This window comes from Xanthobacter sp. BG11Y11_SDJG (genome assembly GCF_057364445.1).
This window is the reverse complement of sequence record NZ_JBNFNU010000870.1, coordinates 1-601: the sequence shown is the minus strand read 5'-3', so window position 1 is coordinate 601 and position 601 is coordinate 1. Positions and strand designations below refer to the sequence as shown.

The 601-nt window shown below is 74.4% G+C and carries 1 pseudogene; it reads left to right on the top strand.

The features are described from left to right. Positions 1-601 (top strand): annotated as a pseudogene (locus tag AC2W7M_RS27045) (A/G-specific adenine glycosylase); the annotation flags it as partial.

Below are 601 nucleotides of genomic sequence, written 5' to 3'. Positions count from 1 at the left end.
CGGCGCTGCTCGCCTGGTACGACGCCCACCGCCGCCGCCTGCCCTGGCGCGCCGGGCCGGGCGATCGGGCGGACCCCTACCACGTGTTCCTGTCGGGAGATCATGCTCCAGCAGACCACCGTGAGGCGGTGATCCCCTATTTCGGCGCCTTCCTCGCCCGCTGGCCGACCGTGCGGCACCTGGCGGCGGCGGCGCAGGAGGAGGTGCTCTCCCAATGGGCGGGGCTCGGCTATTACGCCCGCGCCCGCAACCTGCACGCCTGCGCCAAGGCGGTGAGCGCGCGTCACGGCGGCGCCTTCCCGGACGACGAGGAGGCGCTGCTGGAACTGCCGGGCATCGGCCCTTACACGGCGGCCGCCATCGCCGCCATCGCCTTCGGCCGCAAGGCCAGCCCGGTGGACGGCAATATCGAGCGCGTGGTGGCCCGCCTGTTCGCCGTCGACGACCCCTTGCCCGGCGCCAAGCCGCGCATCAAGGCGCTGGCGGCCTCGCTGGTTCCGGACCGGCGGCCGGGGGATTTCGGCTGCAGGCGATGATGGACCTCGGCGCCACCATCTGCACCCCCGCGCGCCCGGCCTGCGGCATCTGCCCGCTGATGGCG